Origin of the sequence: Halomonas sp. SCS19 (assembly GCF_040147015.1) — a bacterium.
GTDB lineage: Bacteria > Pseudomonadota > Gammaproteobacteria > Pseudomonadales > Halomonadaceae > Halomonas > Halomonas litopenaei.
On record NZ_JAMSHN010000001.1, the window covers coordinates 2,419,468 to 2,444,218 of the forward strand.

Consider the following 24,751-nt stretch of genomic DNA (forward strand, 5'->3'; position numbering starts at 1 on the left):
GCGTCCGTGCTGCTAATTTTTCTTCGTGATGGCGCATCGCCTTGAATACGCACCACAGTCACCAAGGAGTTTCAGGCAAGCAATGATGTTGTTGTTATTGGCGCTCCTGACGGCGACCGTCTCGTATTCAAAACAATAGTCCAACCACGACGGCATGGGATCATGCCTCCTCCCGGATTATTGGCATTGTTGCCGGGAGTGCGCTCTGACGACCCTGTTGTTCTTGTTGGTCGGTCATCGTTGGCGCGTCGCGTCCTGGTACTCCGGGCCTCGTCGTCTTGTTGTTGTTCGACGAGTGATAGCTCCGCAGGTCCGTATTGTTGTTGTCAAGGCTGCGGTGCCTAGTGCCCAATCCGCCTGCTTCACCTGGAAGCGTTGTTGTTGGGGCGGCGGATTCGATCGTGGCGGTGCAGGTTATTGTTGTTGGCTGCCCACGATCGCCGGAATTTGTTGTTCTTGCCCAGACTTACTGCAGTTGTCGTGCCTACTTTGATTTTTTTCTTTTTTATCAGCCGCTTGCTTCATTGTCGTTGGTTCGAAGCAAGCCGCCGGGTCATTTGTGTTACCTCGGGCTACCCATTTTGGCGCACTCCCCTGTGTGGGATGGTAACAACCGGTGCATCAAGAGGTAGCTGGCGTGCAGGGCCTACAATGCCTGTATTGATCGCTACAGACACTTGCACCATGGTCGAATGAACCAAAGCAGGGGGCATGGCAGGAAGCGGCAGGCAAGGGCGAGCCGAGGGGTGAGTCGAGGGGTGAGTCGAAGGGAGGGCAAGGTGAGCGGCCCAAGGGAGGCCGGGGCGAAGCGCGGGGCCAGGGCCCCAGGGTGTTGAGCCTGTGGTCTCGCGTCAGTGGCGCCGCGCCGCCTTCTTGCGCGGGATGCCCAGACGCTGGCGGCGCTCCCACAGGCACTTGCGTGAAATTCCCAGCTTGTTGGCCAGCTCCGTCTCGCTCATCTGGTCCTGATGTTCGAGTACGAAGTGCTGGAAGTAGTCTTCCAGCGACAGGTCGTCCTCGGTAGCCGTGTCGGATCTTTCGGAGGCGGGCGCCTCCAGTGACGTGGCTGCCTCCTTGGGGGGACTGGGCGGGCGCGTTACCGGCACCGTTGCCAGGCCCAGGTCGTCCGGATGGATCAACTGGCCTTCAGCGAGGATCACGCCACGCTCCAGGGCATTTTCCAGCTCCCTGACGTTGCCTGGCCAGGGGTAGTCGGCGATGTCCCGCCGTGCGGCGCGAGACAGGTGCAGACCGTCGCGGGCGTGGCGCTTGCAGGCCTTGGCCAGCAGCACGTCGGCAATCTCGAGAATGTCGTCCTCGCGCTCGCGCAGCGGAGGCAGGTCGATCTGCATGACGTTCAAGCGGTAGTAGAGATCGAGACGGAAGTCTCCGCTGCGTGACAGGGCGCGCAGGTCACGGTGGGTGGCAGCGATCAGCCGAACGTCGACGTGGCGCGTCTCCACCGAACCGATGCGGCGTATCTCGCCTTCCTGCAGCACCCGCAGCAATCGGGCCTGGGCGTCCAGCGGCAATTCGCCGATCTCGTCGAGGAACAGGGTGCCGCCGTCGGCGGCCTCGACCAGTCCGGTACGCATGGCGCTGGCCCCGGTAAAGGCGCCCTTCTCATGACCGAACAGCTCAGATTCGATCAGCGTCTCGGGGATGGCTGCACAGTTGACGCAGACCAGCGGCGCCTCGGCACGGCGGCTCTGCTGGTGCAGGGCCTTGGCCACCAGCTCCTTGCCGGTACCGGATTCACCCTGAATCAGTACCGTCACGTCTGCCGGGGCAGTCTTGCGGATACGGGTGTAGACCGCCTGCATCGCCGGGCAGTTGCCGATCATGGTGTGGCGCCGTCCACCCTCGTCGGCGATGGCGGGCGGCGTGCTGCGCTGACTCGCCTGGCGGTGCAGTACTCGAGCCACGGTTTCCAGCAGTTCATCATGATCAAACGGCTTGGCGACGTAGTCCACCGCGCCGAGTTTCAGCGCATCCACCGCCGAGCGCATGCTGGCGTAGCTGGTCATGATCAGTACCGGGCAGGGGGCGGCGGCCTTGATCAGGTCGGTGCCGGGTGCACCGGGCAGGCGCAGGTCGCTGATGATCAGGTCGTACTCGCCAAAGCCCTGCCCGCATGCCTGCTCCACCGACTCGCATTCGCACACGCGGTGGTCGTGGCGTTCGAGCAGGCGGCGCAGGGCGCTGCGGATGATGGCTTCGTCTTCAACGATCAGGATTCGGTTCATGGATCGGCATATCCCCGGCAGGTCGATGGACATCGGGAGAAGGTAACCATACCTGAATTCTGGTGCCACCGGCCTGCCCCGGCAGGGGCGACTTCACCTCGACCTTGCCCTGGTGCTCGGCCACGATGCTTACCACCAGGGCGAGACCAAGACCGGTACCTTGGCTTGGCGGCTTGGTGGTGGTGAAGGGCTCGAACAGGTTTTCGCGCACGCTGGGATCGATGCCGGGCCCCTGGTCGGTGACCGACAGCCAGTGACGCTCACCTTCCTCGCCGGCGTCGATGACCACCAGGCCGTTGGCCGGGCTGGCGTCACGAGCATTGCTCAGCAGGTTGATCAATACCTGCAGCAGGCGCTGCTCGTCTCCCGTGATGTCGAGCCGCGCCGGACAGCGATTGTCGTAGCGAACATCGTCGCTCTTGCGGGCCAGCTTGAGCAAGTGCAGCGCCTGGTCGGCCAGATGCCTGGCCGATACCGGCGCGAAGTCGCTGCCGGTGACGTGGCGACCGCCGTGGGCAAAGCCCACCAGTGAGCCAACGATACGCGACACGCGCTTGGTCAGTGTCTGGATCTGTTCGGCGGTCTCGAGCACGTGGGGATCCGTGGTGTCATAGCGCAGGTTCTGGGCCAGCGATGAGATGCCGGTGATGGGGTTGCCAATCTCGTGGGCCACGCCGGCGGACATCTGGCCGATGGAGGCGAGGCGAGCCGCGTGGATGAGTTCGTTCTCCAGCCATTTCATCTCGCTGTGGTCCTCGACCAGGATGACCGTGCCACCAGCGGCGTCTGCCGCCGGCTCGTCCACCAGGCTGGCCTTGAGCAGGCTGACGTAACGCAACCCCCGGGGCAGCTCCACAGCTTCCTGGTAAAGCCGGTCCTTGTCGCTTTCCAGAATGGTCCCGAGCAGCTCGGCCCAGGGCGCGGGCAGGGCCTGGCGATGGGCGCCAATGATCTCCTCGCCGGAAATCTCGCAGAGCTCGGCCAGGGCGTCGTTCCACATCAGTACCTCGCCGTCGTCACCGAAGGCACACAGCCCGACAGGCAGTCGCGTCAGCATGCGGCGATGGTGACGTCGCAGCTCATCGAGTTCCCGCGCGAGGCCAGTGAGGCGAGATCGGTAGGCCTCCAGGCGGCTTTCGACGAAGTGGATATCTTCCTTCGGCACTCGCCCATCGCGCCGATAGGGCAGGTAGTGATCGACGATGTCCTGGGCGACCGATGGGCCCATCAGGCCGGACAGGTTGGCCTGGATACGGTCGCGCAGACGTCGCAGCGCGTAGGGCCTGGCATCCTTGGCAGATTGATGGAGGCTTGCCAGCGCCCGGGTCACTTCGCGCTCGGCGACCTCGTCGCCCAGCGCCATGGCCAGGCGCCGCCTGACGTCATCACTGTCGGCCAGATTCAGCGGCAGGCGCTTGGGGCGGATGACCGCATCCACCGAGCAGGCCTCGGCGGCCGCTCGTTCTCCGGCGGAGGTGGGGGTGATCAGCGACACCAGAATCAGGCTCAGGCCATTGACGCCAAGCGATACCAGGGCGACCGGATACCAGGCGGGCGAGTCGGTGACAGCCTCGTCGCCCAGGAGCCCGAGCAAGGCGTCCAGCGGCGCAAGCAGCGGCGGCAGATCGCTGAGCAGCGGCAGCCACAGGCCGGCACACCAGATCGCCACACCCAGGCCGAGGCCGGTCATCACCCCCTTGCGGTTGGCACCGGGCCAGTACAGCAGGGCCAGCAGACCCGGCAGACACTGAGCCATGCCAACCACCGCCACCAGCCCCAGTCGGGTCAGCTCGGTATTGGCGTCGACGGCCTGGGCGAACAGCCAGCCGGCGAGAATGATGGCGCCGATCAGGCCGCGCCGTAGCCAGCGTAGCCAGCGATAGAGGTCGGGGTGCTCCACCGGAGGATGGGCGACCAGCACCAGATGGTTCAGCACCATTCCGGCGAGCGCCAGCGCGCTCAGGATCAGGGTGCCGCAGGTGGCGGCCAGTACCGCGACAAAGGCCAGGGCGGTGACGGCGGGGCTATCGGACAGCGCGAAGATGACGTAGGCGGCCCCCTGGATATCATCGGCCACCCCCATGCGCTGACCGGCCCACAGCACCAGCGGCACCGGCAGTGCCATCAGCAGCAGCACCAGCGGCAGCCCCCAGCCCGCGCTGAGCAGGGTTCGGCGACTGAGCGGGCGGGCGAAGGTCACGTGAAACATGTGGGGCATCAGTAGCGCAGCGGCGAAGAACAGCAGCAGCAGGGTTCTCCATTGGGCGGCATCGAATTGGCTCGCCTGTGCCTGGTGGACGCGGCCGGGCCCGTCCAGCCAGTGCTGCAGGTCGCCGGGGCCGTCGAAGATGGCGTAGAGCGCAAAGGCGCCCAGCCCGAGAAAGGCGACCAGCTTGATCAGCGACTCCAGGCCGATGGCGGCGGTCAAGCCGTCGTAGCGCCGATGGACGTGGGTATGACGGGCGCCGAACAGTATCGCGAACAGTGCGATCAAGGCACACAGCATCAGCGACAGCAGGCCTGGAGAGGCAGCGTCGGTGTAGCGATGGATGGCATGCCTCATGGCCTCCACCTGCATCGCCAGCAGCGGCATGACCGCTACCAGGCTCAGCAGGGTGACGCAGGTGCCGACCCAGCGGGAGCGAAAACGAAAGGCGAACAGGTCCGCCAGAGAAGACAGCTGGTGGGTTCGCGTCATGCGCTGCAACGGCAGCAGCAGGACCGGTGCCAGCACAAAGGCGCCGGCGGCACCCAGGTAGTAGGCGAGATAACCAAATCCCCGCTGGTGGGCCACGCCAAGGCTGCCGATCACCGCCCAGGCGTTGGCGTAGACGCCCAGGGCCAGGATGCCGATCAGTGGGTGGTGGACCAGCCGCCGCGGAATCCAGCCGCGCTCCACCGCGCTGGCGGTAGCGAACAGTGCCGACAGGTAGCCAAGCCCCAGCAGTACAAGGGAGACGAGCTCAGCGCTCATCCAGCGCTCGCTTCTGCTCGAGCCACAGCGTCAGGGCGATCAGTGCCCCCCAGATCAGGAACGGGCGGTACCAGGCGTTGCCGGGCTGGCCCCAGCCGGTCATCAGCAGCGGCGAGAGCAGATACCCGCAAAACACAAGCAGCAGCATGATGCGGTAGACGTACATGGCAGGCTCACTCGTTGGTGTCAGCGTCGTCGCCGTCCACTTGCAGCCCCTGCGAGGCGATGTCTGCGCGGGGGATCTGTCGAGGACGCCAGCGGCGGCAGGCGGCCTCGAGCTGCTCGGCCACCGGCGCCTCGCTCGCCGCCGGGTCGGGGGACTGCCCCAGCAGTGCCAGGGTGGCATGCAGCAGCCGGCGGACGTCACGAGGATCTTCGGGCAGTGGTCGGGCCAGGTTCTGCTTGGACAGCTTCTGCCCATCCTGCCCTATCACCAGCGGCAGGTGAAGATAGCGCGGCGGCTCGGCACCGAGGGCTTCGAGCAGCTGCAGCTGCCAGGGGGTGTTGTCGAGAAGATCGGCGCCGCGCACCACGTCGGTGATGTGCTGGTCGATATCATCCACCACCACCGCCAGCTGGTAGGCCCAGAGGCCGTCCTTGCGCTTGAGCACGACGTCACCCAGGGCGGCAGGGTCGAAGCGCTGCAGACCCTGCAGCCGATCGTGCCAGCTGACCGGGCGCTGCCCCAGGTCGCTGCGCAGGCGCCAGGCCTGCGGGGCCTCGGGCTGGCATACGCCGTCGCGGCACCAGCCTGGATAGATGCCGTAGTCCCGCCACTGCTTGCGCGAGCAGCTGCAGGGGTAGGCCATGCCCTGCTCGGTCAGCCGCGCAAGGGCACGTGCATAGGCGTCATGGCGATGACTCTGGTAGCGCACCTCGCCGTCCCAGGCGAGGCCAAAGGTCTCGAGCTGGCGCAGGATGGTATCGACGCTGCCAGGAGGGCAGCGGGGGGGATCGACATCCTCGATGCGCAGGCTCCAGCGGCCTTGCTGGCTACGCGCATCCAGATAGCTCGCCACCGCGGCCACCAGCGAGCCGGCGTGAAGCGGACCTGAGGGGGTGGGGGCAAAGCGACCATGGACGTGGTGCATGGGGGCTCCAGCGCTATCGGGAACAGGCAACCCTCGTGAACAGGCAGCCGGGGGGGCAGGTGATCACGCAAACGGGCACCCTGAGGTGCCCGTTGTCGAAGGTCCGGCGAGGGGGGGATCAGCCGCCGAGCTGCTTTTCCTTCAGTTCGGCCAGGGTCTTGCAGTCGACACAGAGGGTGGCGGTGGGACGCGCTTCCAGGCGACGGATGCCGATCTCCACGCCGCAGGCATCGCAGAAGCCGTAGTCGTCCTCATCGATCATCTCGAGGGTCTCGTTGATCTTCTTGAGCAGCTTGCGCTCGCGATCGCGGGTCCGCAGCTCCAGGCTGAAGCCCTCTTCCTGGGTGGCACGGTCAGCCGGGTCGGCGTAGTTGTTGGCCTCTTCCTGCAGATGGCGAACAGTACGGTCGACTTCTTCCATCAGCTCCTGCTTCCAGCCAAGCAGGATCTGGCGGAAGTGCTCGAGCTGCTTCTCGTTCATGTATTCTTCACCCGCCGCCGGCTCGTACGGGATGAACTTCTTGGGCGCTTCCGGTTTTTTCTGTGCAACTGGCATGGGATTGCCTCATTACTTTAGTGACTGCTGATCAATACCCCACGCTAGGCTAAGGTATCTCACGCCAAAGGGAAGGTTGTTTAGCGGATATTTGGCCGTAGTGCAATAGTTTTGCGCGATAACTACCAGTTTTCTCCCCGAAAGTCGTAGCCCGCATCGTCCGGATCAATGATTGGCGTCCTGGACGGTGACGGACGGCGACGAGGTTCCATGTTTCAATACCTCCATTGGACCATCAAGCAGGGCTCGGGTTCGCTGCGGGCCGCGATCAAGAGAGGAAGCCATGAGCTTTAACGCCAGGGTCGAAGGGGTCGCCCCTTTCCGTGTGATGCATCTGCTGGAACTCGCTCAGCAGCGCGAGGCGGCCGGCGAGGACGTGATCCATCTGGAGGTCGGCGAGCCGGACTTCTCGACCCCACCTGCGGTGCGCGAGGCCGGCCACCGTGCCCTGGACGAGGGACGCACCCGCTATACCCCTGCCACCGGTATTCCTGCGCTTCGCGAGGCGATTGCCGGCCACTATCGTGAGCACTTCGATGCCGAGGTGGCGCCGGAGCGGATTATCGTCACCCCCGGCGCGTCCGGGGCGCTGCTGCTGGCGAGTCAATTGCTGGCGGGGCCCGGAGACGGCGTGCTGATGGCCGACCCGAACTACCCCTGCAATCGCCACTTCATGGCGCTGGCCGGCGCCCGGGTAGACGCGGTGCCGGTAGGGCCCGATAGCGGCTGGCAGCTGAACGCCGAGCTGATCGCGCGGCATTGGCGCGACGATACGCGCCTGGCGATGCTGGCCTCGCCGTCCAACCCCACCGGCCATGTGCTCGAGCGCGCGGCGCTCGGCGCGGTGGTGGACGCGGTGGCCGAGCGTGGTGGTGAACTCTTGGTGGACGAGATCTACCAGGGGCTCAACTACGGCATGGCGCCGCTGTCGGTGGCGTCACTCAGCGATCGGGCCTTTATCGTCAACAGCTTCTCGAAGTACTTCGGCATGACCGGCTGGCGCCTGGGCTGGCTGGTGGCGCCCGAGGACGCCGTGGAGCCGCTGACACGGCTGGCTCAGAACGTCTTCCTGGCCGCCTCCACGCCGGCCCAGCACGCGGCGCTGGCCGCTTTCAGCCCTGAGTGTCAGGCGTTGTTCGAGGAGCGCCGGCGAGAGCTCCAGACACGCCGGGACGCCTTGCTGGAAGGGCTGTCGCGGCTCGGCCTGGCACCGTCGCTGCCGCCCCAGGGAGCCTTCTATCTTTGGCTCGACATCTCCGCCTACAGCAACGACAGCCAGGCGTTCTGCCTGCGCCTGCTCGAAGAGGAGAACGTGGCGATTACCCCGGGGACCGACTTTGCCCTGCAGGGCGGCGAGCACCACGTGCGCATCGCCTTCACCACCGAGGTGCCGCGTCTGCAGGACGCCCTGGCGCGTCTGGAACGTTTTCTGGCACGGCAGGGCTCATGAACTACCCCACCCTGGTCGGCGGCGTATTGCTGCGCCGCTACAAGCGATTTCTGGCCGATGTGCGCCTCGACGACGGGCGCGAAGTGGTCGCCCACTGCCCCAACACCGGCTCGATGCGCGCGGTCAATGTTCCCGGCGCCCGGGTCTGGCTGTCCCCCAGCGACAATCCGGCGCGCAAGCTGGCCTGGACCTGGGAACTGATCGAACTGCCGTCTGGCGACGCCCAGGCCGGTGCTGCGTCGGCGTTGGCCTCGGTGCATACCGGGCGAGCCAACCGGATCGTCGAGGAGGCCCTGCGCTCGGGGACGGTGGCCGAACTCAGGGGTTATTCGGCGATCAAGCGCGAGGCCAAGGTGGCCAACGCCCGGCTGGACTTTCGCCTGGATGATGACGAGCGCCCGAGCTGCTTCGTCGAGGTCAAGCAGGTCACCCTCAAGGAAAGCGATGGCCACGGTTACTTTCCCGACGCGGTCAGCGAACGTGGGCGCAAGCACCTGGAAAGCCTGGCGCAGCTGGTGGCCGAGGGGAAGCGAGCGGTGTTGCTGTTCCTGGTCGCCCACGAGGGCATCGACGATGTGGCTCCGGCGATGCACCTGGATCCGGGGTACGGCGATACCCTGAGACGGGTGATGGCCGAGGGCGTAGAGGTGCTGGCCTACCGCATCCGCGCCCGGCGAGACGACCAGGGCAGGCCACTGGCGCTGACCCTGGATGCAGCCTTGCCGGTGCGGCCGATGGCGCAGTTCGTCGAGTCCTGAATGGGCGCTTCTGTGAGGGGCGGATTCAGTCTGCTGCGGACGGGCGGCAGTCGGGCAGGGCCGCGAGGACGCGCTGCATGGCGGTGTCGCCCTTGGCTCCCTCGCTGACCTGGTCCCACCACTGACGATGGATGCCGCGGACGCGCACCTCGACCCGTGGTATGCCGATCACCTGGGCCATGGCCATGCGGTGCAGCCCCTTGTTGATCTTGACCAGCTCGCCGTGCCGATCCACCGCCGCGCCCAGACGGTCCTTGCCGAGGCCATTGTCGAAGCCGAAACAGGCCATGGCCTCCATGTACAGGAGGTATCGGCGCAGATAGGCGAGGATGCGTTCGGGACGATCCAGCACCATGCCGTCGGAGTGCGAGGCCACCGGCTTGCCTCTGGCCAGGCGTTCGGCCAGCTGGTGGTAGCTGCGGCTCTGGCTTGGGTCGCGGCGGTGTGCCCAGATGTCGGCGATGAAGTGCATGCGACGGCTCGACAGGGCGTGGGTCGTCGACAGATCCCAGTCGCCGTCCCATAACAGGCGATCGCTGATCCGGTGACGCTCGCGCCGATCCGGGAAGGAGCGTGGATAGTGGATCTGCCTGAGCAGCCGGCGTGGGTCGACGCTGACGTCCAGGGCCTCGCCGTAGCGTGATTCGATGCCGCGCCGGGGCAGGCCGCGGGCCTCGAGGGGCCGGCTGCCCGGGGCCTCGGACAGCCACAGGCGCAGGGCCAGGTGCTCCAGCGGCAGTGTCAGCGAGCGATTGATCAGTCCCTTGGCCCGCTGGGCCAGTCGTGACAGGCTCATGCGCGGGCCCAGGCTGGGATCGTACAGGCTGGGGTCGGCGGGCTCACCGCCGGGCGTCAGCGGCATGTCGCGGCTGGCATCCAGCAGGCTGATGGCACAGCACAGTCGTGCCTTCAGGGCATCATCCACCGACGCCGGAAGCAACTGCTGGTACAGCGCCATCAAGGCGTCCAGCGTCGGGCGCTGGGCATCCGTCAGCGGAGGCGGCAGAACGACGCGGTCGACATCGAGCCGCCAGGGCGTGGCATCGGCCGGCGTGGCCAACGCCAGGCGCTGGCTCGCCAGGCGCGAGGCGAACACCTGCATCAGCCACGCATGGGGGGACTCGGCGGCGGGGTCGAAGCGCCAGACGTTGTGCCATGCCAGCACCAGGGTGTCGTGGATCACGTCCTCGACATCCCTTGGCGCGTCGAGAAAGTGGCGGGCGATGGCGGTCAGGTGAGGCACCGTCAGCCTGGCAAGGGTCTCGAGGCCGCCGGTGGCGCCCTGAGCGCACTCTTTCAGGGCGTCGCCGACCGCCGAGGTGACGGGTAGCGCGGAAGAGAAAAGGGTATCACTGGTCACGATAGAACCGTTTCAAGAAGCTGACTGCCTCGGGGGAAGCGTTGCGGTCAAGCTGCAGCGAGAGCCGAAAGCGCATCGGCGCACTGGTGTCGATGGCGAAGGTGGCGTAGCGCGAGATGCCATCGCCTTCCCGCAGGGTGCGAAAGGCCAGAGGTGTCTCGCCGGGCTTGCCCACCACCGAGACGCTGCCTTCGGTGGCGACGTTGAGGGCCTGGCCATCGGCGTCGCGAACGCTGAGGCTGACCAGACCCTGGTGCGGACTGCGCTGGATATCCAGACGGCGGGCCATCTCCTCGGAGAGAAAGTCGGTGGTGATGGCGCTATAGTGCGCCTCGATATCGCCGAAGCGCTCGAACTGCTGGGCCTGGGCTGGCGCCGTCGGCAATGCCTGCAGCGCCAGCAGCACCAGCACAGACAAGGCGAGTGCGTATCGTCGGTGGCTGGCTCGATTGACGTTCATCTCATCCTCCTTGGCAGCAGGCCTGCCTGCTGACGTCCGACCCATTACGGCCTTGACCCTCGGCCCGATCCTGTCGCGCCGAGGCCTGTGGCGCGCCCGCGCCAGGTGTCAGCCGTCGCGGCTCACGCGAAAGATCGCGATCTCGCCGAACAGGTTGGGCCACAGCCGTGACAGTCGTCTACCTTCGTGGTCCTTGATGCCCACCGCGCGGTCGACGATGGTCACCCCCTTGTCACGACACAGCGCCTCGAAGTCATTGAACGTCGACAGGTGGATGTTGGGGGTGTCGTACCAGGCGTGGGGCAGCGACTTGGACACCGGCATGTAGCCGCGTAGCCCAAGATGGACCCGGTGGCGCCAGTAGGCGAAGTTGGGGAAGGTGATGATGCATTCCCGGGCCACCCGCAGCATTTCGTCGAGCATGCGGTCGGGGCGGCGCAGCGCCTGCAACGCCTGGGTCATGATCACCAGATCGCAGGCATCATCCTCGAAGTTGGCGAGTCCTTCGTCGAGGTTCTGCTCGATGACGCTGACGCCCTTCTCGATGCAGGCGGTAATGCCGTCAGGATCGATTTCCAGACCGTAACCGGTGACGCCCTTGTCGCGCGCCAGAGCGTGCAGCAGGGTGCCGTCACCGCAGGCCAGGTCGAGCACATGAGCACCCTCGGGAATCCAGCCGTGAATCAGGGTGAGGTCAGAGCGCATGGTCGGCCTCCTGGCGTGACGGCAGCTTGAGGTCATCGGCGACGCGTCTCATGAAGCCGGCGAAGATCGCTTGATAGCGCGGCTCCGGCATCAGGAAGGCGTCATGGCCGTGGGGCGAGTCGATATTGGCGTAGCTGACCGACTTGCCGGCACGAATCAAGGCGTTGACCAGCTCCTTGGAGCGTGACGGCGGGAAGCGCCAGTCGGTGCTGAAGCTGACCACCAGGAACGGACACTCAGCCGGGGCCAGGGCCTTGGCCAGGTCGCCCTGGTGGGACGAGGCCGGGTCGAAGTAGTCCAGCGCCTTGGTCATCAGCAGATAGGTGTTGGCGTCGAAGGAGGTGGAAAAGGCGTCGCCCTGGTAGCGCAGGTAGGACTCCACCTGGAACTCCACGTCGAAGCCGAAGTTGAGGTCTTCGCTGCGTAGATCGCGGCCGAACTTCGAACCCATGGCGTCTTCGGACAGATAGGTAATGTGGCCGACCATGCGTGCCAGCTTCAGTCCGCGACGGGGCAGGGTCTCGTGATCGGCGTAGTGGCCGTCGTGGAAGTCGGTGTCCGAGCGAATGGCCTGACGCGCGACCTCGTTGAAGGCGATGTTCTGAGCCGACAGCTTGGGCGTGGCGGCGATGACCACCGCGTTGGCGATGCGTTCCGGATAGGCCAGTGACCACTGCAGCACCTGCATGCCGCCCAGGCTGCCGCCGACGACGGCGGCGAAGCGGCTGATGCCCAGGCGATCGGCCAGGCGAACCTGGCTGTCGACCCAGTCGCAGACGGTGACCATGGGGAAGTCCGGCCCCCAGCGGCGGCCGGTGTCCGGGTTGATGCTGGAAGGCCCGGTGGAGCCGTGGCAGCCGCCGAGGTTATTCAGCGAGATGACGAAGAAACGATCGGTGTCGATGGACTTGCCGGGACCGATGTGGGCGTCCCACCAGCCTGGCTTGCGATCGGCCTCGTCATGATAACCCGCGGCGTGGTGGTGGCCGGACAGGGCATGGCAGATGAGGACCGCATTGCTGCGGTCCTGATTGAGGGTGCCGTAGGTCTCGTAGACCAGGTCGTAGGCCGGCAGCGTCTTGCCGCAGACCAGGGGCAGAGGGTCGTCGAAGTGCGCCACCTGCGGCGTCACCAGTCCGACCGAATCGCGAGTCGTCTCGGGCATCAGTCGTGTGTGTCCAGTGAAAGTTGGTGTTGTCGTGGCCGTGTACGCGAGCGTTGGTCGAGCCTAGAGCCCGACCAGCATCCCGGAGATACCGGCGGCCCGGACCAGCGAACCCACCACGATGCCATCGATCAGGTTGATGCCGATGAACACCACGATGGGTGACAGGTCGAGCATTCCCAGCGGCGGAATCACCCGGCGTACCGGCGCCATGATCGGCTCCACCAGTTGCATCACCAGCAGCGCGCCGGGATGGCTGGCGTTGGGGGCGACCCAGCTGAGGATGATCATCACGATCAGCGCAAAGAAGTAGATCTTCAGGATCGCGCTGGCCAGGGCCGCGACGCCGGCGATGGCCAGGCCATCGAGCCTCGGCATGCCGACACCGGCCAGCTGCAGCAGGATGATGATGCTGATCACCTTGACCAGAAAGCCCGCGGCCAGGGTGGCCAGGTCAAAGCGGCCCATCACCGGGCCAAGCACGCTCTGGAAGGGACGCACCACCGGCTGGGTGATCTTGACCACCGACTGGCTCAAGGGGTTGTAGTAGTCCGCCTTCGAGGCCTGCAGCAGAAAGCGCAGCATCAGCAGGAACAAGAAGATGTTGATCAGGGTGTTGACCAGCAGCAGGCCAGCGTTTCCCAGTTGACTGCCCATGTGGGCTCCTCCGTCTTTGATTAACCCTTGCCGAGTTCGGCAGACATTTCCTGGGCACGCTTGGCACAGGCTTGCATGGCGCCGTCGAGCGCCTGCCGCAGTCCTGCCTGCTCCAGATATTCGATGGCCCTCTCGGTGGTACCCCCCGGGGACATCACATTGCGTTTCAGTTCACCGGGATCGCGGTCGCTCTGCATCGCCATCGAGGCGGCCCCGTAGGCGGTCTGTATCGCCAGTCGGCGAGCGCTTTCGGCGCTTAGCCCGAGTTTGACGGCGGCCTCTTCCATGGCCTCGAACATCAGGAAGAAGTAGGCCGGTGCACTACCCGAGACGGCGGTGACCGCTTCCAGCAGGGCTTCGTCTTCGACCCATTCGATGATGCCGACGGAAGTCATCAGCTCGCCGACCAGGGCGCGCTGCTCGTCGCTGACGCGCGGGTTGGCATACAGCCCGGAGGCACCGGCACCGACCAGCGACGGAGTGTTGGGCATGCAGCGGACCACCGCCAGGCCGCCACCCAGCCATTGTTCCAAGGTCTCGGCGCTGAGGCCAGCCGCCACCGACACGATCAGCGGCTGACGCTTTTGCACCGACTCCCGTAGAGTCTCGCACACCTGGCGCATGATCTGTGGCTTGACCGACAGTACGACCACGTCGGCGTGCTCGATCGCCGCCAGATTGTCGGTGGTGGTATGGATGCCCAGGCGCTCGGCGAGCGGCGCCAGGGTGGCGTCACGGGTGGCGGTGGCGGTGATGGCATCGGCAGGGTAGCCGCTGTGCACCATGCCGCCGAAGATGGCGCTGGCCATGTTGCCGGCGCCGATAAAGGTCACGTTGCTGGCCATGCGGGGCTCCTTGAAGGGTAGGGCGTTGGGTATTCGGACAAACAGGGTAGCGTCACCAGGCCTGTCGTGGCGACGGGCTCACTGGCGCGAGCCAAAGATCGCGGTGCCCAGGCGCACGATGGTGGCACCCTCGGCGACGGCGGCCTCTAGGTCGGCACTCATGCCCATGGACAAGGTGTCCAGCGGTGCGTCCGGCAGCTCTCGACGCAGCGATGACAAGGCCTCTGCCAGTAGCCGGAAGGGCTCGCGCTGCGCTTCTGGGTCTTCGCTGGGGGCCGGGATGGCCATCAATCCGCGCAGACGCACGCGAGGCAGCGCCGCCGCCAGGCTCGCCAGCTCAGGCAGCTCCTCCAGGCTGACGCCTGATTTGGTTGCTTCGCCGCTGACGTTGACCTGCAGACAGATATTCAGTGCGGGAAGGCCATCCGGGCGCTGATCGCTCAGGCGCTGAGCGATCTTGGCACGATCGACACCATGGACCCAGTCGAAATGGCTGGCCACGTCACGTGTCTTGTTGGATTGCAGCGGTCCGATGAAGTGCCAGTGTATGCCAGGGCAGTCGCCCAGTTGGGCCTGTTTATCCAGCGCTTCCTGTAGATAGTTCTCGCCGAAGTCGCGCTGGCCCAGGGCATAGGCATCCCGGATCATGTCGGCTGGCTTGGTCTTGCTGACCGCCAGCAGCAGGGCCGCGTCGGGCGCTCTTCCCGCCTTTGCAAGTGCCTGATTCAGGCGTGTCCGGGCTTGGGTCAAGGATTCGGCAATCGTCGTGGTCATCGGCCTGGGTCTGTCCTATCGTGGGGCTCCCTGCCCCCGAGTCGGGGGTTCAAGCCTGGTAAGCCCATGGATATTACCGAACTGCTGGCACTCTCGGCAAAGCAGGGCGCCTCGGATCTGCACCTGTCGGCGGGACTGCCACCGGTGATGCGCGTCAATGGTGAACTGGAGCGTCTGCCTGGCCCGCCGATGGGCGATGGTCAGGTCAGATTGTTGCTCGAGTCGTTGATGGATGAGGAGCTGCGCGAGCAGTATTCGCGCACCCACGAGGCCGACTTTTCCCACCAGATACCGGGTCTGTCGCGTTATCGCGTCAATGCTTTCGTCCAGCAGCGCGGGGCGGCGGTATTGCGTACCATCCCCGATCGCATCCCGACGCTTTCGGAGCTGGGGATGGGCGAGATCTTCGAACGTCTTGTCGCCCTGCCGCGGGGCCTGGTACTGGTGACCGGGCCCACCGGGTCCGGCAAGAGCACTACGCTTGCGGCGATGATCGACCATATCAACCGCCACCGTCGCGACCATATCCTCACCATCGAGGATCCCATCGAGTTCATCCACCACAGCCAGCAGGCGCTGGTGTCCCAGCGTGAGGTACACCGCCACACCGAGGGCTTTGCCGTCGCCCTGCGCAGCGCCCTGCGCGAGGATCCCGACGTCATTCTGGTCGGAGAGATTCGCGACCTGGAAACGGCGCGCCTGGCCATGACCGCGGCCGAGACCGGGCATCTGGTATTTGCCACCCTGCATACCGCCTCCGCGGTCAAGACCATCGATCGGATCATCGATGCCTTCCCGGGTGATGAAAAGAATGCGGTGCGGACCATGCTGTCGGAGTCGTTGCAGGCGGTCGTCTCCCAGGCGCTGCTGCCCAGCAGCCGGGGCGGGCGAGTGGCGGCGCGAGAGATCCTCTTGATCAATCAGGCGATCCGTCATCTGATCCGCGAGGACAAGCTGGCTCAGATCTACTCGTCGATGCAGACCGGCGGTCAGGCCGGCATGCAGACCCTGGACGCTGACCTGGCGAGACTGGTGGCGTGTGGCGAGGTGGCGCCGGAGGATGCCCGGCGCCTGACCCGTGAATCTCTGGTCGATAGCGCGCCGAGCGCCGGCTGGAGTGGCGGGCAGAACGAGGGCTGGGTGAGCCCCCAGGGCGAAGGCTGGGGGTGAGGCGGTGGTTCAGAGCCAGTCGTTACCCTTTAGCGGGCGTAGAGCCCGCCGAGCACGCGCTCTGCGCTGGCGCCGGTGACCGACGGCAGGTTGCCGGGTTGCAGATTCAGTCGGGCATGGGCCAGCCAGGCAAAGGCGGCGGCTTCCAGCCAGTCGGCCGGCCAGCCCAGGGATTCGCTGTCCAGTAGAGTAGCCTCCGGCAGCTGGCGCGCAAGGCGTGCCAGCAGGTCCAGGTTGCGTGAACCGCCGCCGCAGGGCACCAGGTCGAGGGAGGCAGGGGCGGTAAAGTGCTCCCGCGCCATCTCGATGCCCAGGGCGACGCTGGTGGCAGTGAGTTCCGCCAGGGTGGCCTGGACGTCCTGTGGTGACTCTGAACCGTTCAACTGCGCCTCTGCCCAGTCGAGAGAGAACAGCTCACGCCCGGTGCTGCGAGGCGGTGGGCGGTGAAAGTAGGGCTCTGCCAGCCAACGCTCGAGCAGCGCGGTATCCACCTGGCCGCCGGCAGCCCAATCGCCGTTGGCGTCGAAGGGGGTGCCGCGATGGCGTTGGTGCCAGGCGTCGAGCAGGGCATTGGCAGGCCCGGTGTCGAAGCCCAGCGGAGCGCGCGGGTCCGAGGTCGGCGGCAGTAGCGTCAGGTTGGCGATGCCGCCAAGGTTCAGCACCAGCCGCCAGCGTTCGGGGTGGCGAAATACCTGCTGGTGGAAGATCGGTGCCAGTGGTGCGGCCTGACCACCGGCGGCCAGGTCGCGGCGGCGGAAGTCGGCGACCACGGCACAGCGGGTCAGCTCGGCCAGCCGGCTGGGGTTGTCCAGTTGCAATGTATAGGGGGGCGAGCCTGGCTGGTGGCCGTAGGGGGCATGCTCGATGGTCTGCCCATGGCTGCCGATGGCAGACATGTCCTCGGGTTCAAGCCCCTGTTGCTCGAGCAATCGCTGGACTGCCTCGGCCTGGCACTGGCAGAAAGCCTCCTCGGCCCAGGCCAGGTCGGCAAAGCTGACCTGATCGGCGTGGGCCAGTTGCCACAGCCGCTCACGCAGAGGCTGCGGCATGGGAATGCCGACGCTGGCCTCCAGAGCTGCCGTGCCTGTGGCGTCAAAGCGCACCAGGGCGGCGTCGATCCCGTCCATGCTGGTGCCCGACATCAGTCCAATGAAGCGTTGCATGGGCCTTGTCATCTCAACCGGTGGAAAGGTTCATGGTAACATCCCCGCCACTGTCTATACCTGGCGCCGGCGCCGTGACGACGTGCCCCTGCTGACGGGGGCGTCGATGTCCGCGCAAGGGCCGATTGACCAAGCCAAGCCGAGCTGGAAAGCCGAATTGATAAGTGGAGTGAATACCATGAGCGATGTGGACGAGGCCCTTGCGCTGATTCAGCGCGGCACGCACGAGATTCTGCTGGAGGATGAGCTGAAGAAAAAGCTCGCTTCCGGGCGCAAGCTGAGAATCAAGGCGGGCTTCGATCCGACCGCGCCGGACCTGCACCTGGGCCACAGCGTACTGTTGACCAAGATGCGCCAGTTTCAGGATCTCGGCCACGAGGTCATTTTTCTGATTGGCGATTTCACCGGACGCATCGGTGACCCCACCGGCAAGAACGTCACGCGCAAGCCGCTGACCGAGGCCGAGGTCAAGGCCAACGCCCAGACCTACAAGGAGCAGGTGTTCAAGATCCTCGATCCCGACAAGACCGAGGTTCGCTTCAACGCCGAGTGGTTCTCCGAAATGAGCGCCGCTGACATGATCGAACTTGCCGGTCAGACCACCGTGGCGCGGATGCTAGAGCGCGATGACTTCGAAAAGCGCTACAAGGGTGGCCAGGCCATCTCGGTACACGAGTTCCTCTACCCGCTGGTGCAGGGCTATGACTCCGTCGCCTTGAAGGCTGACATCGAGCTGGGTGGAACCGACCAGAAGTTCAACCTGCTGATGGGCCGCGAGGTGCAGAAGCACTTCGGTCTCGAGCCCCAGGTCGTCATTACCATGCCGCTGCTGGAAGGCCTCGACGGCGTGCAGAAGATGTCCAAGTCGCTGGGCAACTATGTCGGCGTCGACGAAGCGCCGGGGGCGATGTTCAACAAGCTGGTATCGATGCCCGACAGCCTGATGTGGCGCTATTTCGAACTCTTGTCGCTCAAGGACAATGCCGCCATCGAGGATCTGCGCGCGCGGATCGAGCGTGGTGACAACCCTCGTGACATCAAGATGGAGCTGGCTCGCGAGCTGATTGCCCGCTATCACGGTGATGAAGCGGCGGCGAACGCACACCGAAGCGCCGGTAACCAGTTGGCAGAAGGTGAGCTGCCCGAAGACTTGCCCGAGGTCGAGGTGGTCTTTGAAGGCAGCGATCAGGCGCCGATTGCGGCAGTGCTCAATCGCTCGGGACTTGCCAACAACAGCGCCCAGGCCAAGGACATGCTGGGTAATGGACGTGTGCGCGTCGATGGCGAAGTGGTGGCCAAGGATCTGATGCTGGCGCTCGGCCAGAGCTATGTCATCCAGGCCGGCAAGAAGCGTTACGCCAGAGTTACGCTGCGCGGCTGATCCGCCGGTGTGACCATCGCTTCCGGGACGCTCGCCACTGGCGGGCGTCCTTCGTTTTGCCACCCGCCTGCCTGCGACCTGTCCACAGGCGGGTGCGAGAAGATGGCTGTGGGTAACATGAAGGCGCGAGTCGTGGGGCAGGCGAAGGTCAGGGCCAAGGCTGGCGCAGCAAGGAAAGCTGGCGCAGCAAGGAAGAGACGCAGCAAGGGTGGCTTGGCAACGACAGGTGAGGCTTCCGGGGGCGTAGCGGCAAGTGAAAGGACAGGCCGGCTCGCTGCACCGATCAGGTATGGAGTACTGGTCTGGAATAGGGCAGTAGAAATAGCGCAGTAGAGACGTGAAGTGTGGGGTGGGTGTTGGAGGCTTCTGACCCATGACAATGTGATGACGCCGGCGTGAAATTTTTTTACACGAAGTGCTTGCCAAGCCCGGAGGTGATGCGTAAAGTACGCATCCGCTGCCGGCGACGAGCAAACGTCACAGGCGGTGAAGGGTGGTAAAAGTGATTGTTTTGAAAAGGCTTTTTCAAGTCTTCAAAAAATTCTCCACTTGACGGGCAACGAGAAATCGGTAGAATGCTCGCCACTCGATCGGAGTCGCCGGGACGGTATCGCAGAATGCGCGTCAGGCTCGCTTCGCTTTCTCTTGGGTCCTGCAGGCATCGCTTGCACGGCGAAAAAAAGAAAGCCTTGACGAAACGCTTCGATTCTGTAAAATACGCCTTCCTCGCAGGGCGCTGCGCCAACAGGCGCTGCAAAGCGAGAAGCTCTTTAAGCTCTTCTATAGAGCCCAGAGCACGCTCTTTAATAATTTGATCAGGTAATTCATGTGGGCGCTTGCCGATGAGTCAGTGACACTGTCACTGAAATATCAAGGCAAGCGACTCGTCAAACGAGACGTTTGAACCTTGAGCCAAGTTTGGTCCGCTTAACGGACTATCAGACTTTAAACTGAAGAGTTTGATCATGGCTCAGATTGAACGCTGGCGGCAGGCCTAACACATGCAAGTCGAGCGGAAACGATCCTAGCTTGCTAGGAGGCGTCGAGCGGCGGACGGGTGAGTAATGCATAGGAATCTGCCCGGTAGTGGGGGATAACCTGGGGAAACCCAGGCTAATACCGCATACGCCCTACGGGGGAAAGCAGGGGATCTTCGGACCTTGCGCTATCGGATGAGCCTATGTCGGATTAGCTAGTTGGTGAGGTAACGGCTCACCAAGGCTGCGATCCGTAGCTGGTCTGAGAGGATGATCAGCCACATCGGGACTGAGACACGGCCCGAACTCCTACGGGAGGCAGCAGTGGGGAATATTGGACAATGGGCGAAAGCCTGATCCAGCCATGCCGCGTGTGTGAAGAAGGCCTTCGGGTTGTAAAGCACTTTCAGTGAGGAAGAAAGCCTTGAGGTTAATACCCTCGAGGGAGGACATCACTCACAGAAGAAGCACCGGCTAACTCCGTGCCAGCAGCCGCGGTAATACGGAGGGTGCGAGCGTTAATCGGAATTACTGGGCGTAAAGCGCGCGTAGGCGGCTTGATAAGCCGGTTGTGAAAGCCCCGGGCTCAACCTGGGAACGGCATCCGGAACTGTCAGGCTAGAGTGCAGGAGAGGAAGGTAGAATTCCCGGTGTAGCGGTGAAATGCGTAGAGATCGGGAGGAATACCAGTGGCGAAGGCGGCCTTCTGGACTGACACTGACGCTGAGGTGCGAAAGCGTGGGTAGCAAACAGGATTAGATACCCTGGTAGTCCACGCCGTAAACGATGTCGACTAGCCGTTGGGCTCCTTGAGAGCTTTGTGGCGCAGTTAACGCGATAAGTCGACCGCCTGGGGAGTACGGCCGCAAGGTTAAAACTCAAATGAATTGACGGGGGCCCGCACAAGCGGTGGAGCATGTGGTTTAATTCGATGCAACGCGAAGAACCTTACCTACCCTTGACATCGAGAGAACTTTCCAGAGATGGATTGGTGCCTTCGGGAACTCTCAGACAGGTGCTGCATGGCTGTCGTCAGCTCGTGTTGTGAAATGTTGGGTTAAGTCCCGTAACGAGCGCAACCCTTGTCCCTATTTGCCAGCGATTCGGTCGGGAACTCTAGGGAGACTGCCGGTGACAAACCGGAGGAAGGTGGGGACGACGTCAAGTCATCATGGCCCTTACGGGTAGGGCTACACACGTGCTACAATGGCCGGTACAATGGGTTGCGAATCCGCGAGGTGGAGCTAATCCCATAAAGCCGGTCTCAGTCCGGATCGGAGTCTGCAACTCGACTCCGTGAAGTCGGAATCGCTAGTAATCGTGAATCAGAATGTCACGGTGAATACGTTCCCGGGCCTTGTACACACCGCCCGTCACACCATGGGAGTGGACTGCACCAGAAGTGGTTAGCCTAACTTCGGAGGGCGATCACCACGGTGTGGTTCATGACTGGGGTGAAGTCGTAACAAGGTAGCCGTAGGGGAACCTGCGGCTGGATCACCTCCTTAAACGACACGTCATCTGACTGTCGGTAAGTGCTCACAATGAATTACCTGATCAAGCAAGAGTAGCGACTGAAGGGTCAACGCTCGAGGCTAGAGTAGCTGGACCCTTGTAGTATGGGGCCATAGCTCAGCTGGGAGAGCGCCTGCCTTGCACGCAGGAGGTCAGCGGTTCGATCCCGCTTGGCTCCACCATTTCTCGATCTCGAGTAAAACAGTCGTCAAGTTCTAAGCAAGATGCTTGTTCGCCACCAGGCGATATCAAGTCTCTCGCTTAGAGCTTTTGCTCTAACGCTCTTTAACAATGTATATCATGCTGACAAAGTAAGATACGTTTCAAGCGTATCCGGCAATTGTCGTGACATCATCGATTGACAGACCCTTTGGGGTTATATGGTCAAGCGATGAAGCGCATACGGTGGATGCCTAGGCAGTCAGAGGCGATGAAAGACGTGGAAGCCTGCGATAAGGTTCGGCGAGGTGGCAAACGACCTGCGACCCGGACATCTCTGAATGGGGAAACCCACCCAAGGTAACTTGGGTATCTCATGTTGAATATATAGACATGAGAGGCGAACCGGGGGAACTGAAACATCTAAGTACCCCGAGGAAAAGAAATCAACCGAGATTCCCCTAGTAGCGGCGAGCGAACGGGGACCAGCCCTTAAGCAACACAACTGGTAGGTGAACAGACTGGGAAGTCTGGCCATAGTGGGTGATAGCCCCGTAACCGAAACCTGAGTGTTGTGAAATCGAGTAGGTCGAGGCACGTGAAACCTTGACTGAAGACGGGGGGACCATCCTCCAAGGCTAAATACTCCTGACTGACCGATAGTGAACCAGTACCGTGAGGGAAAGGCGAAAAGAACCCCGGAGAGGGGAGTGAAATAGATCCTGAAACCGTATGCGTACAAGCAGTGGGAGCCAACTTGTTTGGTGACCGCGTACCTTTTGTATAATGGGTCAGCGACTTATTTTCAGTGGCGAGCTTAACCGTATAGGGGAGGCGTAGAGAAATCGAGTCTTAACTGGGCGACCAGTCGCTGGAAATAGACCCGAAACCGGGCGATCTATCCATGAGCAGGTTGAAGGTTGAGTAACATCAACTGGAGGACCGAACCAGGATCTGTTGAAAAAGATTTGGATGACTTGTGGATCGGAGTGAAAGGCTAATCAAGCCCGGAGATAGCTGGTTCTCCTCGAAAGCTATTTAGGTAGCGCCTCACGTATCACCGCCGGGGGTAGAGCACTGTTTCGGCTAGGGGGTCATCCCGACTTACCAACCCGAGGCAAACTCCGAATACCGGTGAGTGCAAGCGTGGGAGACACACAGCGGGTGCTAACGTCCGTTGTGAAAAGGGAAACAACCCAGACCGTCAGCTAAGGTCCCGAAATCCTGGTTAAGTGGGAAACGATGTGGGAAGGCTTAGACAGCTAGGAGGTTGGCTTAGAAGCAGCCATCCTTTAAAGAAAGCGTAATAGCTCACTAGTCGAGTCGGCCTGCGCGGAAGATGTAACGGGGCTCAAACCAGGTACCGAAGCTACGGGTGTGTTCGCATCACTTAAGGTGATTCGATAGTGTCAGTTCGCTGCCATCGCGAAGCGATGGCAAAGCGCTTCCCGAACGTTGAGTCGGGCAGGGCAAGGTGAACGGCCTGAGTCATTTTAAGGATGCGAACACGCGGTAGAGGAGCGTCGTGTAAGCCGATGAAGGTGTGTTGAGAAGCATGCTGGAGGTATCACGAGTGCGAATGCTGACATGAGTAACGACAAGGGGAGTGAAAAACTCCCCCGCCGGAAGACCAAGGGTTTCTGTTCGACGCTAATCGGAGCAGAGTGAGTCGGCCCCTAAGGCGAGGCCGAAAGGCGTAGTCGATGGGAAACGGGTCAATATTCCCGTACCTCACAGTATTGCGATGGGGGGACGAAGAAGGCTAGGTGAGCCAGGCGTTGGTTGTCCTGGTGAAAGCCGGTAGGCTGAGGATTCAGGTAAATCCGGATCCTCAAGGCCGAGAGGCGAGACGAACTGACTACGGTCAGGAAGTCATCGATGCCACGCTTCCAGGAAAAGCCTCTAAGCTTCAGATACTGTGAGACCGTACCCCAAACCGACACAGGTGGTCAGGTAGAGAATACCAAGGCGCTTGAGAGAACTCGGGTGAAGGAACTAGGCAAAATGGTGCCGTAACTTCGGGAGAAGGCACGCCGCATTAGGGTGAAGGTCCTCGCGACCGGAGCCTGACGCGGTCGAAGATACCAGGTGGCTGCAACTGTTTATTAAAAACACAGCACTCTGCAAACGCGCAAGCGGACGTATAGGGTGTGACGCCTGCCCGGTGCCGGAAGGTTAAGTGATGGTGTTAGCTCACGCGAAGCTCCTGATCGAAGCCCCGGTAAACGGCGGCCGTAACTATAACGGTCCTAAGGTAGCGAAATTCCTTGTCGGGTAAGTTCCGACCTGCACGAATGGCGTAATGATGGCCACGCTGTCTCCACCCGAGACTCAGTGAAATTGAAATCGCAGTGAAGATGCTGTGTACCCGCGGCTAGACGGAAAGACCCCGTGAACCTTTACTACAGCTTCACACTGGACGCTGATGTTGCTTGTGTAGGATAGCTGGGAGGCTTTGAAACCCTGTCGCCAGATGGGGTGGAGCCAACCTTGAAATACCAGCCTGGCATCATTGGCGTTCTAACTCAGGACCGTAATCCGGTTCGAGGACCGTGTGTGGTGGGTAGTTTGACTGGGGCGGTCTCCTCCCAAAGAGTAACGGAGGAGCACGAAGGTACCCTCAGCACGGTTGGAAATCGTGCAGTGAGTGCAAGAGCATAAGGGTGCTTAACTGCGAGACAGACACGTCGAGCAGATACGAAAGTAGGTTCTAGTGATCCGGTGGTTCTGTATGGAAGGGCCATCGCTCAACGGATAAAAGGTACTCCGGGGATAACAGGCTGATACCGCCCAAGAGTTCACATCGACGGCGGTGTTTGGCACCTCGATGTCGGCTCATCACATCCTGGGGCTGAAGTCGGTCCCAAGGGTATGGCTGTTCGCCATTTAAAGTGGTACGCGAGCTGGGTTTAGAACGTCGTGAGACAGTTCGGTCCCTATCTGCCGTGGGCGTTGGAGATTTGAGAAGCGCTGCTCCTAGTACGAGAGGACCGGAGTGGACGTACCTCTGGTGTTCCGGTTGTCACGCCAGTGGCATTGCCGGGTAGCTATGTACGGACGGGATAACCGCTGAAAGCATCTAAGCGGGAAGCCCCCTTCAAGATGAGATCTCCCTGAGGCCTTGAGCCTCCTAAAGGACCCAGCAAGACCAGCTGGTTGATAGGCCGGGTGTGGAAGCGCTGCAAGGCGTTGAGCTAACCGGTACTAATGGTCCGTGAGGCTTGACCATATAACACCCAAAGGGTTTTGGTCGATGATGTCTCGAATCAATTGACGGATACGATGAAGCGTATTAGAAAAAGCGAATTGTCACGCAGCGAGCGATGACAGATGGGTGATCGCCGG

Annotated in this window: 18 protein-coding genes, 1 tRNA gene and 2 rRNA genes; 7 read left to right on the plus strand and 14 right to left on the minus strand. The window is 62.8% G+C overall.

All coding sequences use genetic code 11. The annotated features are described in order from the left end of the window. Positions 1-851: 851 nt before the first annotated feature. From NFH97_RS10510 to dksA, 5 genes are all read right to left on the minus strand, one after another. Complete coding sequence (locus tag NFH97_RS10510; protein WP_349624794.1) at positions 852-2,246, minus strand: sigma-54-dependent transcriptional regulator; 1,395 nt, start codon at positions 2,244-2,246, stop codon at positions 852-854. After that, a complete protein-coding gene (locus NFH97_RS10515; RefSeq protein ID WP_349624795.1) occupies positions 2,224-5,220 on the minus strand; it encodes an ATP-binding protein in 2,997 nt (998 codons plus the stop codon). Before NFH97_RS10515 ends, NFH97_RS10510 begins: the two co-directional genes overlap by 23 nt. After that, positions 5,210-5,386 carry a hypothetical protein gene (locus NFH97_RS10520; protein WP_045993292.1) on the minus strand — a complete coding sequence of 59 codons (177 nt, stop codon included), beginning with the start codon at positions 5,384-5,386 and terminating at the stop codon, positions 5,210-5,212. Before NFH97_RS10520 ends, NFH97_RS10515 begins: the two co-directional genes overlap by 11 nt. A gap of 7 nt (positions 5,387-5,393) precedes the next feature. Then, positions 5,394-6,311, minus strand: coding sequence for a tRNA glutamyl-Q(34) synthetase GluQRS (gene gluQRS, locus NFH97_RS10525; RefSeq protein WP_348814963.1), 918 nt, complete (start codon positions 6,309-6,311; stop codon positions 5,394-5,396). Positions 6,312-6,429: 118 nt separating this feature from the next. Then, positions 6,430-6,867, minus strand: a complete 438-nt coding sequence (dksA, locus tag NFH97_RS10530) for an RNA polymerase-binding protein DksA (RefSeq protein ID WP_045993290.1) — start codon at positions 6,865-6,867, stop codon at positions 6,430-6,432. Positions 6,868-7,150: 283 nt separating this feature from the next. Between dksA and NFH97_RS10535 the strand changes: the two genes are divergently transcribed. Both NFH97_RS10535 and sfsA read left to right on the plus strand, forming a co-directional pair. Next, positions 7,151-8,317: an aminotransferase class I/II-fold pyridoxal phosphate-dependent enzyme gene (locus NFH97_RS10535; protein WP_349623028.1), complete on the plus strand. Its 1,167-nt coding sequence runs from the start codon at positions 7,151-7,153 to the stop codon at positions 8,315-8,317. Next, positions 8,314-9,075: a DNA/RNA nuclease SfsA gene (gene sfsA, locus NFH97_RS10540; RefSeq protein WP_349623027.1), complete on the plus strand. Its 762-nt coding sequence runs from the start codon at positions 8,314-8,316 to the stop codon at positions 9,073-9,075. Before NFH97_RS10535 ends, sfsA begins: the two co-directional genes overlap by 4 nt. A 25-nt stretch (positions 9,076-9,100) precedes the next feature. On the opposite strand, the gene NFH97_RS10545 is transcribed toward sfsA, so the two are convergent. The 7 genes from NFH97_RS10545 to NFH97_RS10575 form a co-directional block, all read right to left on the minus strand. Then, on the minus strand, positions 9,101-10,435 hold the full coding sequence (locus NFH97_RS10545) for an RNA polymerase sigma factor (protein ID WP_349624796.1): 1,335 nt from the start codon (positions 10,433-10,435) through the stop codon (positions 9,101-9,103). Continuing rightward, positions 10,425-10,895 (minus strand): DUF4426 domain-containing protein, encoded by a 471-nt coding sequence (locus NFH97_RS10550; protein ID WP_349624797.1) that lies wholly within the window; start codon positions 10,893-10,895, stop codon positions 10,425-10,427. Before NFH97_RS10550 ends, NFH97_RS10545 begins: the two co-directional genes overlap by 11 nt. 108 nt (positions 10,896-11,003) lie before the next feature. Beyond that, positions 11,004-11,600, minus strand: a complete 597-nt coding sequence (gene metW / locus NFH97_RS10555; protein ID WP_045993286.1) for a methionine biosynthesis protein MetW — start codon at positions 11,598-11,600, stop codon at positions 11,004-11,006. Continuing rightward, entirely contained in the window at positions 11,590-12,765 is a 1,176-nt protein-coding gene (metX, locus tag NFH97_RS10560; RefSeq protein WP_045993285.1) for a homoserine O-succinyltransferase MetX, read from the minus strand. Before metX ends, metW begins: the two co-directional genes overlap by 11 nt. A 63-nt stretch (positions 12,766-12,828) precedes the next feature. Further along, positions 12,829-13,422 (minus strand): YggT family protein, encoded by a 594-nt coding sequence (locus NFH97_RS10565; RefSeq protein ID WP_045993284.1) that lies wholly within the window; start codon positions 13,420-13,422, stop codon positions 12,829-12,831. A gap of 20 nt (positions 13,423-13,442) precedes the next feature. Further along, positions 13,443-14,267: a pyrroline-5-carboxylate reductase gene (gene proC, locus NFH97_RS10570; protein ID WP_349624798.1), complete on the minus strand. Its 825-nt coding sequence runs from the start codon at positions 14,265-14,267 to the stop codon at positions 13,443-13,445. A gap of 78 nt (positions 14,268-14,345) precedes the next feature. Continuing rightward, entirely contained in the window at positions 14,346-15,041 is a 696-nt protein-coding gene (locus tag NFH97_RS10575) for a YggS family pyridoxal phosphate-dependent enzyme (protein ID WP_124805266.1), read from the minus strand. Between the two features lie 66 nt (positions 15,042-15,107). Here NFH97_RS10575 and NFH97_RS10580 point away from each other — a divergent pair, with 66 nt between their 5' ends. Beyond that, positions 15,108-16,211, plus strand: a complete 1,104-nt coding sequence (locus NFH97_RS10580; RefSeq protein ID WP_349624799.1) for a type IV pilus twitching motility protein PilT — start codon at positions 15,108-15,110, stop codon at positions 16,209-16,211. Between the two features lie 29 nt (positions 16,212-16,240). Here the strand turns inward: NFH97_RS10580 and NFH97_RS10585 are convergent, their stop codons facing one another. After that, entirely contained in the window at positions 16,241-17,374 is a 1,134-nt protein-coding gene (locus NFH97_RS10585) for an anhydro-N-acetylmuramic acid kinase (protein WP_349624800.1), read from the minus strand. Between the two features lie 178 nt (positions 17,375-17,552). Here NFH97_RS10585 and tyrS point away from each other — a divergent pair, with 178 nt between their 5' ends. Then, on the plus strand, positions 17,553-18,755 hold the full coding sequence (tyrS, locus tag NFH97_RS10590) for a tyrosine--tRNA ligase (protein WP_045993280.1): 1,203 nt from the start codon (positions 17,553-17,555) through the stop codon (positions 18,753-18,755). A 406-nt stretch (positions 18,756-19,161) separates the two neighbouring features. Here tyrS and NFH97_RS10595 read toward each other — a convergent pair whose 3' ends face one another. Further along, positions 19,162-19,512 (minus strand): hypothetical protein, encoded by a 351-nt coding sequence (locus NFH97_RS10595; RefSeq protein WP_349624801.1) that lies wholly within the window; start codon positions 19,510-19,512, stop codon positions 19,162-19,164. 190 nt (positions 19,513-19,702) lie between these two features. On the opposite strand from NFH97_RS10595, the gene NFH97_RS10600 reads away from it, so the two are divergent. From NFH97_RS10600 to NFH97_RS10610, 3 genes are all read left to right on the plus strand, one after another. After that, positions 19,703-21,240 (plus strand): 16S ribosomal RNA (locus tag NFH97_RS10600). Positions 21,241-21,353: 113 nt separating this feature from the next. Beyond that, positions 21,354-21,429, plus strand: a tRNA-Ala gene (locus NFH97_RS10605). 200 nt (positions 21,430-21,629) lie between these two features. Next, positions 21,630-24,635: ribosomal RNA gene (locus tag NFH97_RS10610) — 23S ribosomal RNA — on the plus strand. The 16S and 23S rRNA genes sit together here with 1 tRNA gene alongside, the layout of an rRNA operon. Positions 24,636-24,751 lie beyond the last annotated feature (116 nt).

Bases quoted from the DNA above. Each gene is read 5' to 3' on its own strand.
- NFH97_RS10520 (WP_045993292.1), bottom strand. From the start codon at position 5,386: ATGTACGTCTACCGCATCATGCTGCTGCTTGTGTTTTGCGGGTATCTG.
- gluQRS (WP_348814963.1), bottom strand. From the start codon at position 6,311: ATGCACCACGTCCATGGTCGCTTTGCCCCCACCCCCTCAGGTCCGCTT.
- NFH97_RS10565 (WP_045993284.1), bottom strand. From the start codon at position 13,422: ATGGGCAGTCAACTGGGAAACGCTGGCCTGCTGCTGGTCAACACCCTG.
- NFH97_RS10535 (WP_349623028.1), top strand. From the start codon at position 7,151: ATGAGCTTTAACGCCAGGGTCGAAGGGGTCGCCCCTTTCCGTGTGATG.
- NFH97_RS10580 (WP_349624799.1), top strand. From the start codon at position 15,108: ATGGATATTACCGAACTGCTGGCACTCTCGGCAAAGCAGGGCGCCTCG.
- NFH97_RS10575 (WP_124805266.1), bottom strand. From the start codon at position 15,041: ATGACCACGACGATTGCCGAATCCTTGACCCAAGCCCGGACACGCCTG.
- dksA (WP_045993290.1), bottom strand. From the start codon at position 6,867: ATGCCAGTTGCACAGAAAAAACCGGAAGCGCCCAAGAAGTTCATCCCG.
- NFH97_RS10510 (WP_349624794.1), bottom strand. From the start codon at position 2,246: ATGAACCGAATCCTGATCGTTGAAGACGAAGCCATCATCCGCAGCGCC.
- proC (WP_349624798.1), bottom strand. From the start codon at position 14,267: ATGGCCAGCAACGTGACCTTTATCGGCGCCGGCAACATGGCCAGCGCC.
- metW (WP_045993286.1), bottom strand. From the start codon at position 11,600: ATGCGCTCTGACCTCACCCTGATTCACGGCTGGATTCCCGAGGGTGCT.
- tyrS (WP_045993280.1), top strand. From the start codon at position 17,553: ATGAGCGATGTGGACGAGGCCCTTGCGCTGATTCAGCGCGGCACGCAC.
- metX (WP_045993285.1), bottom strand. From the start codon at position 12,765: ATGCCCGAGACGACTCGCGATTCGGTCGGACTGGTGACGCCGCAGGTG.
- NFH97_RS10550 (WP_349624797.1), bottom strand. From the start codon at position 10,895: ATGAACGTCAATCGAGCCAGCCACCGACGATACGCACTCGCCTTGTCT.
- NFH97_RS10515 (WP_349624795.1), bottom strand. From the start codon at position 5,220: ATGAGCGCTGAGCTCGTCTCCCTTGTACTGCTGGGGCTTGGCTACCTG.
- sfsA (WP_349623027.1), top strand. From the start codon at position 8,314: ATGAACTACCCCACCCTGGTCGGCGGCGTATTGCTGCGCCGCTACAAG.
- NFH97_RS10585 (WP_349624800.1), bottom strand. From the start codon at position 17,374: ATGCAACGCTTCATTGGACTGATGTCGGGCACCAGCATGGACGGGATC.